General features: G+C 43.2%; 9 protein-coding genes. 3 read left to right on the top strand and 6 right to left on the bottom strand.

Features of this window, described 5'->3' with window-relative positions:
• Positions 1 to 188: 188 nt before the first annotated feature.
• The 4 genes from CI597_RS16975 to CI597_RS16960 all read right to left on the bottom strand — a co-directional run bounded on the left by CI597_RS16975 (position 189) and on the right by CI597_RS16960 (position 4197).
• Positions 189 to 830, bottom strand: a complete 642-nt coding sequence (locus CI597_RS16975) for a CatB-related O-acetyltransferase (RefSeq protein WP_024727616.1) — start codon at positions 828 to 830, stop codon at positions 189 to 191.
• Between the two features lie 225 nt (positions 831 to 1055).
• Positions 1056 to 1784 (bottom strand): reverse transcriptase domain-containing protein, encoded by a 729-nt coding sequence (locus tag CI597_RS16970; protein ID WP_081723838.1) that lies wholly within the window; start codon positions 1782 to 1784, stop codon positions 1056 to 1058.
• Positions 1785 to 1857: 73 nt separating this feature from the next.
• The gene (locus CI597_RS16965) at positions 1858 to 3603 is read right to left on the bottom strand and encodes a DUF2075 domain-containing protein (RefSeq protein ID WP_024727617.1); all 1746 of its coding nucleotides are present in this window, start codon (positions 3601 to 3603) and stop codon (positions 1858 to 1860) included.
• 75 nt (positions 3604 to 3678) lie between these two features.
• Complete coding sequence (locus tag CI597_RS16960) at positions 3679 to 4197, bottom strand: methyltransferase family protein (RefSeq protein WP_024727618.1); 519 nt, start codon at positions 4195 to 4197, stop codon at positions 3679 to 3681.
• A 177-nt stretch (positions 4198 to 4374) separates the two neighbouring features.
• Between CI597_RS16960 and CI597_RS16955 the strand changes: the two genes are divergently transcribed.
• The 3 genes from CI597_RS16955 (at position 4375) to CI597_RS16945 (ending at position 7140) form a co-directional block, all read left to right on the top strand.
• On the top strand, positions 4375 to 4965 hold the full coding sequence (locus CI597_RS16955; RefSeq protein WP_024727619.1) for a hydrolase: 591 nt from the start codon (positions 4375 to 4377) through the stop codon (positions 4963 to 4965).
• Positions 4966 to 5140: 175 nt separating this feature from the next.
• Entirely contained in the window at positions 5141 to 5404 is a 264-nt protein-coding gene (locus CI597_RS16950) for a CD3324 family protein (RefSeq protein ID WP_024727620.1), read from the top strand.
• 401 nt (positions 5405 to 5805) lie between these two features.
• Entirely contained in the window at positions 5806 to 7140 is a 1335-nt protein-coding gene (locus CI597_RS16945) for a hypothetical protein (RefSeq protein WP_024727621.1), read from the top strand.
• On the opposite strand, the gene CI597_RS16940 is transcribed toward CI597_RS16945, so the two are convergent.
• Both CI597_RS16940 and CI597_RS16935 read right to left on the bottom strand, forming a co-directional pair.
• The gene (locus CI597_RS16940; protein WP_024727622.1) at positions 7137 to 8297 is read right to left on the bottom strand and encodes a cation diffusion facilitator family transporter; all 1161 of its coding nucleotides are present in this window, start codon (positions 8295 to 8297) and stop codon (positions 7137 to 7139) included. The two genes, CI597_RS16945 and CI597_RS16940, sit on opposite strands and share 4 nt — an antisense overlap.
• Positions 8284 to 9678 carry an MATE family efflux transporter gene (locus CI597_RS16935; RefSeq protein WP_024727623.1) on the bottom strand — a complete coding sequence of 465 codons (1395 nt, stop codon included), beginning with the start codon at positions 9676 to 9678 and terminating at the stop codon, positions 8284 to 8286. Before CI597_RS16935 ends, CI597_RS16940 begins: the two co-directional genes overlap by 14 nt.
• Between the last annotated feature and the right edge of the window lie 132 nt (positions 9679 to 9810).

Raw genomic sequence — 9810 nt, 5'->3', positions numbered from 1 at the left:
CTACGATTTCGCTATCCCTTCTTCTCGCCCACACCTCACGATGCAAACCTTGGGAGTCGCTTACAAGTTCGTCGGTAGCTACGCCTATGTGGACTTGCACCACAGAACACGGACATGCCCGTCATACTTAAAAACCCGGTATAGCCTGTTCGGCTATACCGGGTTTAAATTTCATACTCTCCAAATGTTTAGAGTATCAGGCTTTTCAGACCTTTTATATCACCGGACTGAATATAGGGAATGGCTTCGGATATTTTTTCCACAGGCCAATTCCACCATTTGATTTCCTGTAGAAACAAGATATCTTCTTTAGAAAACCGCCTTCGTATCGGCCTTGCAGGAATCCCGGCGACAATCGTATAGGGCGGTACGTCTTTTGTCACGACTGCACGCGTGCCGATCACTGCACCATCGCCGATCGTTACACCCGCCATGATCACGGCTTCAAAGCCGATCCATACATCATTGCCCACGACGATATCTCCCTTGTTGTCCCAGGACTGTTCCGGCGTAATGCCGTGCCCCCATTCTTCACCGAACAGTGGAAACGTATAGCCGGACAGAGAAGACAGCGTATGATTCGCACAGTTCATCAAAAATTTTGCTCCGCACGCGATAGAACAAAATTTTCCGATATACACTTTGTCATGATTGATCGGATAATGATACAACACACTATACTTCTGAAAATCTCTCGGATCATGTACAAAATCGTTGTAAATTGTAAAATCACCGACTTCTATATTCGGACAGTCGATCACATTTTTTAAATAAATTGTCTGGCTGTCACCGGCTCTTGGATAAATTTTTTTAGTATCTGGAATAGTCATAGCACTTCTCCTATCTTTGCTTCGTGTTTTTTTAGACCATTCCAGTGACTGCAATACATAATTTCATAAAAAGTCGTCGAGTAGACTTTGCCTCGACTTTTCACTTCCTTTCATCTATATTCTCTTGCGATGAGAGGTTCAAGTCTCAAAAGCCCCTCACAGAACCGCACGTGCCCTATTAAGGCATACGGCTCTTCAATAAGCCATTCGCCTAATAAGCACTTGTTACATATATCTTTGGAGTTTCCAGTGGGTGTATCTTCCAAAGGGAAGTATCCTGCTTTTATCCTCTGCGATTTCCAGTCCGAATTTCTTCAGTCTCTCAATCAGAAGCTGATAGAACTTCCGTGCTTCATTCTCGTATTGGAACAGACATACAAAATCATCTGCGTAACGCACCATGTACATCTCTCCCTTAAACTCGCGCTTCTTCACATAGTCAAACCACGTGTCTAAGGTGTAGTGCAGGTACACATTTGCCAGCACTGGCGACATCAGACCTCCCTGCACTGTTCCCGCTTCTGTTTCCAGCCGCTTCCCGTCTTCCATGACTCCGCCTATCAGAAACCGTTTGATATATCGTATAAAGTTCTTATCGGCTATGTCATGCTCCAGAAATTGAATCATCCATTCATGGTCGATGTTATCGAAGAAGCCTTTGATATCGGCATCCACAATATAATTTACCTTGTCTGCCATGATGTGTCTGTTTACTCTCTGGATTGCATCGTGACAACTCTTATTTGGCCGGAATCCAAAAGAAAACTCCTTGAACTTTGGCTCATATATTGCCTCAAGTATTTCCTTGAATACGCCCTGAACCACTTTGTCCTCGAATGAGGGGATTCGTACCTCACTTTCAAAAGTAGTATACCCTCTACTCGGAATAATAGCAATGCTTTCGGAATAATATTTCTCACTTATCGGAACAATATAAAATTCCGACAATCTCACTCATAATTTCGCAGAGCCACAACATCCACAGATACGATATAATCGAGAAAATATTTCTATCTTAGAATTTCTCTCATCTGACAGCTTCCTCCAATGCCTTTCTCAATTCTTCATCACAAGCATAAATATACAACCCACTGACTCCCCGAGTCATCAAAACCCTTACTTCATGCTGGATCAATGTTTCTCCAAATTTCTTCATGGTACCATCTGATAATGTACGATTTCGTTTTGCTTTTTCATTAAAACTTGCACTTGGATCAAAAACAACCTTTCCATCACGATATTTTACAGAAGGCCCAAGAATTACACCTGCATAATTCAAATCGAATCCCTGTATTGTAAATGTGGATCCTACCTCATCAATGGTCTGCGGCTGTTCTGCCCAGGAAAGTGTTTTATTTTTCCGCTTTTGTTTTCTTTCCATGTCTTTTTCCAACTCACGGTTCCATGGTTTATGCCAATTACCGATCAAAACCTCCCAATATTTCTTCATTCTCTTTTCCATTGATGAATTTTTGCTATATTCCCAATCATAAGTTGCAATGAGCCTGGATAATTTATGTTCTTGTTCCCCCGCCTTTTCTTTAATTGCTTTCTCAAGCTCTGACGGCTGAGAAAAAACCCTTATTTCATATCCGGTCTTATCTTTTGGAATATCTGATATACGTTTCTTTTTTGTAAAGTCATCGATCCATGAAATTGTTTCGTCCGATGCAGTCACTCTCAACTGTTTTGTCAATTCAAAATAATTATCACTCTCTTTGGCTTGCTCTCTATAACCCTTTAAAATCTGTTCTTCCCAATATTGCTCTGTCGTCAAAATTTGATTTTCGTCAAACATCACCACTGTGACTCTCGCCCTATTTATAATATCCTCAAGTTGGTTTTTTCCTTGGTATGACTGTTTTCCCTGTGTTAGCAGCAAATGAGCCTCATCAATAAATGCTACATCAACCGGCTCATCCATTGAATGATTATTGATAAATGACGTTGGTTTGCACACAACTTCTTTTCCATCTTTATTTTTTAGACCAAGTTTCTCAGCTATCTGTTTATAGACAGTTATCTGCTCATCATGATTTACAATTAAATAACACTGAAGATCATCTTTTTTTCGCTCCTCTGCCTTCAAAAACACCTCATAAAAGGTACTGCTGTTAAGTACAGTTTTGCCTGTTCCTGCTTCACCGTCAATGAATATAAGCTGTCCCTGTTTCTCCTTATCCAAAGCAGTAAAAACCTTCTCAATTATTTTTTCTTTTATCTCTTCCTGCTCCTGCGTTAGCTTATGTAAAGGGGAGGCTTTAAATAAAGCGGAATCTTTTATCTCACTCTCTGCAGGAAATAAAACTTCATCTTTTTTTCTTAAATTGTTCCAGATTTTTCTGAAGATAGCATTTGCTTCACAATCGGGATAATATCTGTTCTGAGGATTTGTCCTCTTATTGTGCATTCTTTTAACAGATTCTGCTCCCATCATATAATGCATTAAACGATTTTCAATATCCAGGGTAAAAGATTTATTGAAATGACCATACCCGATAATATATAAACTAGATGTTTTCTTTTTCAGTTGATACTGCCATTTTGATTTATCCCCTGATTGATCAAAATGCTGCTTTGTCCTCTGAATCACATTATTCGACTCCCCAACATACACCTCATAACCTTCTCCCTTTTTCCAGTCATGAATATAAACTGTCGGATAATCAAACAATACTTCTTTTTCCAAAATTTTATTTTCTAATTTCTCCTGTAAAATTTGTAAACTATTTAGATCATCATCTATCTTATACACAATAGGTTTCAAGTTCATTCCTTTGTATGGAGTTTATAAAAACGCAACCCCTACATTTCCTTTCTTGTAAAATACATCATTTTTATCAATGCCCTACAGATATCTTCTAACATTCTTCATATAGCTTAAATACTCATCCCCAAATTCATGAATACACCATCTTTCCTCAGAAATAATGATCCAATGTGCGGATATTTGAAATATAAAAAGTGCAAGAAATAACAAAATAGAACGAGTCAAAAGAACGCATCCTAAAAAATATATGAAATATCCGATGTACATTGGATTTCTGGAAACCTTATATATTCCGTTTGTATTTAATCCATCCTGCCTAGGTTTGGCAAATGCAATGGTTGAAATTGTAAGAATGCCAATACCTGCAGCATATATTATTAGGGCAATAAAGGATAGCAGAGTACCAATCCTTATTTGTAATAAAAAAGAATATAAGAAAATAAAAATATTTGAACATTGATAAAATAAGTATGCCGTCCTCTCTCTGCCCTCCAACGGAGCAAAAAAAGCGGCACGGCTTAATGCTTCTTTGTTTATTTGTCCTAACAGGATAAATCTTATGAAAAAAAGTGGTACCATCAGCAGAAATGCGTTCATTTTATTGTAATTCCCCTCTTGAAATTCTTTCTCCTTAAATTCTAATATCTTCCTATATGAATGTCAAACCCAAAACCGTCATAAGATCCCGTCCTTCGCTGTTTTACTTTCCCCATCTCAAGTGCTAAAATAAAACCAAAGCAAATGATAAAACACCATACCAACAAAGGAGGACCTATGGAAGCAACAATAACACGTGATGAAGCCTTTAAGCTTCTAAAAAAATATAATAAAGAACCCTTTCACATCCAACACGCACTGACAGTGGAAGGTGTCATGAGATGGTATGCCAATAAATTGGGTTACGGACAGGAGGAAGACTATTGGGGCATCACCGGACTTCTTCACGATATTGACTTTGAATTATATCCGGAGGAACACTGCCAAAAGGCCCCGGAACTTTTGCGGGAAGGCGGCGTAGGGGAAGATATGATACGTTCTGTCTGTTCCCACGGCTATGGGATCTGTTCTGACATCCAGCCGGACCACCAGATGGAGAAAGTCTTATTTGCGGCAGATGAGCTGACCGGCTTGATCGGAGCCGCCGCATTGATGCGCCCTTCTAAAAGTGTCCAGGATATGAAACTGTCCAGCATTCGTAAGAAGTATAAAGATAAAAAGTTTGCGGCAGGCTGCTCCCGGGATGTGATCTCCCAGGGCGCCCAAAGTCTGGGCTGGGAGTTAAACGAGCTTTTTGAAAAAACAATACTAGCCATGCGCTCCTGTGAAGATTCTATTAAACAGGAAATGCAGAAATACGAACAATAGGCGGTGATCATTATGTGTATTAATAAAAAAAGAAAAGCAGATGTAAGTCTCCATGCAGGGCCCAGGAATTTCCTATGGAATAAAAGAAGCGCCGGCTGCATGGAGTAAAAGGCGCTTTCATATTCTTAACGGCCTTGTTTCCAAAAACAATACTGTTTAAGGAGTGAGACCAATTATGAATTATAAAAATGCAGCTTCCATTCTTCCCGCATCCCTTTTGGAACAGCTTCAGGACTATGTACAGGGAGGTTATCTGTACATACCTAAAAAAGAAGACCAGCATAAAAAATGGGGTGATGAGACAGGGAGCCGGACCAGGACTTCCCAGCGCAATCAATGTATCCGAAAGGATTATCATTCAGGGATGTCCATAGAAAAACTGTCAGATACATATTTTCTTTCCGTACATACCATTCGAAAGATTGTATACGGCAGATGAATAAGCTGAAAACATCTGAAAAAGCAGTGGATATCTATCACTTGATATTCACTGCTTTTCTGAATGGACGGCTATCTTAAATATACCCAAATAACAAAATCCCGTCTCATTCCCTTCCTATGGTAATCTGCTTCATAAGTATACCCACAGGGCACACCGTATTTTATACCCTTCGGGTGCACGCGCTTCGCGCGTTAAGGTATACCCACAGGGCACACCGTATTTTATACCCTTCGGGTGCACGCGCTTCGCGCGTTAAGGTATACCCACAGGGCACACCGTATTTCATACCCTTCGGGTGCACACGCTTCGCGCGTTAAGGTATAAATTGTTTCTGTATGATTTTGGATATTGAAGGCTCTTTCCACTTCTGTTATCTTTTGATACAGGAGGTGTTACTCATGAAACAAAACCAAAACACTGCTTCTTTCGGATTTGCCGAAACTAATATTACCCCGGATGGTCCGGTCCAGCTGGTAGGGTTTCCGAGAATTGATAATCAATCCAGAGGAATCCTTCATTCATTAAATGCCCAGATCCTCATCTTCAGATCCCAGGAAGAAACCATCTGCCTGGCTGCTGTGGACAGCCTGGGTTTTACCGTGGAGCTGACCCTGAAGCTAAGAAAAAAGATTGCCAGCGTTCTCAATATTACAACAGATAAGATCATGGTCTGTTTTTCCCATACCCATTCTGCCCCTAATGCAGCGGAGGAACCCGCTTACTTTTCCTTTGTATGTGATCGGATATGTATCGCAGCAAAAGAGGCAGAGAAACAAATGAGACCATTTCATGCGGCTTGGGGGATCGGGGATCATTTGATCGGCATCAACCGGAGATCAGATACATCCGCCAAAGAACCCCGGCTTGGGATTTTAAAGCTGGCGGATCCGGATGGGAAACCGGTACTGCTTCTTCTCAGGTTGTCAGCCCATGCCAATGTGCTCACAAGCGACAACTATAAGGTTTCTTCGGATTATTTCGGCCTTACAAGGCAGAGGCTTTCCAATGCTTTTGAATGCCCTGTTATGATGGTCCAGGGGGCATCCGGAAATCTCCGGCCAAGATTTCAGCAGGAAAATGCAGATTTTATGGAAATCCAGGGTGTGGATGCTTTAGAGAAGCCGTACACTGACTTTGAAAAACAGAAGTATTTTCAGCAAAGTCTAGATGCATTGGAGAACATGGCAGATTCTGTCCTTTCCTCCGTCGCACCCGTGTTAAAAAAATTAAAGACAGAGCCGGTCTGCAGGCTGGCAATGTTTTCTGTAGATCATCCGTTTGCAGCTGATGTCCCTTCCTTGGAACAGGCCGAGGAAATCGCAGAGGAAGCCGAAACTGAAGCTGGTATAGACGGAAACGGATGGCTTATGGAAGTCCGCAAACTCCGCGAACAGCATATATTTACGCAGACAGCGGACATTGAATTTCATTATTTTATGTTAAATGACGGCTGTTTCTGCGGTGTTGCAAATGAAATCATGTGCGAGATTGCACTGGACGTGTGGCAGAAATCCAAGAATCCACTCTTTTTCCTGAACGGCTACACCAACGGGGTAGACAGCTATCTGCCCACTGCCAAAGAATATGACAAAGGCGGCTATGAGGTTCTCTGGTCTAACCTGATCTACTATCCGTATCATGGCAGAGTCATGGCGCTGAACCGAAACTCTGCCGGACAGATGGCTTCCTTTGCCGTATCTGACCGCAGTCATTTTCTGGACATGAACCCTTAGCCCCATCCCTTCCGTTTTTTAGATTTCTTCAGAGTCTTCCAGGACCGGATATGGTTATTTTCCACAAAAGGGCTTAGTTCCAGTTGATACTGGATTCCGGCCTTTCCTGCTGTCTGACTGAGTTCTTTTAAAATCATATCTTCCTTCTTCTGAAGGGAAATAGGAATGCAAAGGTCTGCCGTGATCAGGGTATGTTCTCCTGCCCTGATGAAACGGTAGTTTTTGAGCTCCAGCAGCGGATGGATCTCCCCTGCTTTTTCATTCAGGTCTTTTCTTAGTTGTTTTATTTTGTTGGACTCTTCTGCCGCGATCCCGGCCTGAACCGTACAGTTGCAGTTGTACTTCTGCTCAAGCATTAAAGAAAGTTCCAGGGCTTTTGTAAAAATACCACTGTCCTTACCCAATATTTTTACGGAAACGATGTAGTGCTTGAGGCCGTAGTCATGGATGTTTAGACCATAAAAACATGCAACGCCTTCCTGCTTTGATATGATATCCTCAACCTCCTGCAAAATACTGCCCTCCGGCTGTGTTCCGATCACTTTTTCTACGATCTCTGTAAAACTTTTCAGGCCGTTGGCCAGGATGAGGACTGCAACCCCTATGCCGCACCACCCGTCAATATTCCACTCAGTGAACCTTGTGACGAAAGCAGAAATGAGGACTGTTCCTGTCGCAAAGGCATCTGATAAAGAGTCCTTAGACATGGCTTTTAATGTCGCTGACTCCATGGCAAGACCAGCCCTTTTTTGATAAAAGTACATCCATATCTTTACTGCCACAGAGAGGAACAATACAAAAAACACGGCGGTTTGATAGTCCGATTGCTGTCCTCTGTATAAGGCTGAAACCGATGTTTTTAACAATTCAAATCCTATGGTGATCACGGAGGCTGACGCCAGCATTCCAAGGAGCCACTCCAGCCTGCCGTGTCCGTATGGATGGTGTTTCCCCGCGCCGCAGCCTGCCACCCAGAGGCCGAACATGGTCACGGCCGTTGTCCCCGCATCCGTTAAGTTGTTCCACCCGTCCGCCGTCACGGTCACGGAATGGCTGACAGCTCCCGCTGTGAACTTTAGGATACTCAGAAAAAGATTTAAGACAATACCCAATACGGTCAACCGGAAAAGGCTGGCGCCTTTTTTATCCTTTTTCATGTATACACTCCTCCCCGGAACCAGATGCCCTCTTCTTTGAGCTGATTCCAAGTATTTCGTTCATGTTCCAAGCAAACCACAAAGTCACCAGGGCCGCACATACATCAGCCGCCGGCTGGGCCCAGACGATTCCTGAAAGTCCAAACAGCCTCGGAAGCAGAAGGATCAGCGGAAAGAAAAAGATTCCCTGTCTTCCCAGGCTTAAGATACTTCCTGCGCCGCTTTTTCCGACGGAGAGATAGAGAGACGCATACACCATCTGGAATCCGAAGGTCAGCAGTAAGACTGCATTAAAACGCAGAGCCCGGCCGCCCAGCAGGATCATCTGTGGATCAGTGCCAAATAGTCCGATCAGCTGTTTGGACAAGAGGAAACATACGGCCGACATGAGAACACAAAAGCTGGTGGACCAGAGACAGCAGAGTTTTACCGCCTCTTTTAGCCGGTCATACTGTCCGGCTCCGAAATTAAATCCCGCAAATGGCTGGAATCCTTTCATAAAACCAAACACCACGTAGATCCCAACGGTCATGATCCTGCTGACTGCGCCCATGGCAGCCACCGCGTAATCCCCGTATGCTTTTGCCGCAGTATTGGTCAGTCCCAATGCGATACTGGCAAACAGCTGGAATACCAGTACCGGAATCCCTATTTTTAATATCTCAGAATATATCTTTTTGCTTGGTGTGATGTTTCGGACAGACAGATGCAAAAGTCCTTTTCCCTTCATCAGGTAAACCACGTACATGGAGGAATTGACGCACAGGGAGATTACCGTGGCTGCTGCCGCTCCCCGGATCCCCATGTGCAGTCCATAGATCAGCAACGGATCCATAATAACATTGAGGATACTTCCGGTCATCATGGCTGCCATTGTAAACCGGGTTGCGCCCTGGGCTGTCAGGAGATTGTTCATTGTTACATTAAATACATTGAGAATCGATCCGGTCACATAGATGAGAGCATAATCCCTGGCATAGGGCAGAATGGTCTCTGTAGCGCCAAGTGCGGATAATACCGGTGTCAAAAAGATCAGGATCCCGGCGATGACAGTACCTCCCGTCAACAGTCCGGTAAACAGAGCCGTGGAGGCCGTCCGGTCAGCCAGCTCATACTCTTTTGCCCCAAGCAGCCTGGATATATAAGAAGATGCTCCTGCCCCGAACATCATTCCAAGTCCGATCACCAGCTGGACAATAGGGAAGACCACAGAGACAGCGCCCATCTGACTGGTTCCCAGCCCTCCGACAAAATAGGCGTCCACGGCGTTGTAAAGGGCAGAGATCAGCATTCCGATCATGGTCGGGATGCCAAGTTTTAAAAGCGCTCTTGCCACCGTCTCCTCCCCCAGAAGATAATTGTTTTTTTTCGCTTCTTTCATATTTTTATCCATTCCTTTCGCTTCGCTCAGGCACAAAACGTTATGAAAATATTTCCCTGAGCTTATTTTTTCTTTATAATTCTTCTTTGTAGGGAACTCGGTATACTACAAATCACGAGGAGGTGAGTGGGC

It is taken from the genome of Anaerostipes hominis (ex Lee et al. 2021), from assembly GCF_002270485.1.
GTDB lineage: Bacteria > Bacillota > Clostridia > Lachnospirales > Lachnospiraceae > Anaerostipes > Anaerostipes hominis.
This window is presented reverse-complemented; position numbering and strand designations above follow the sequence as displayed.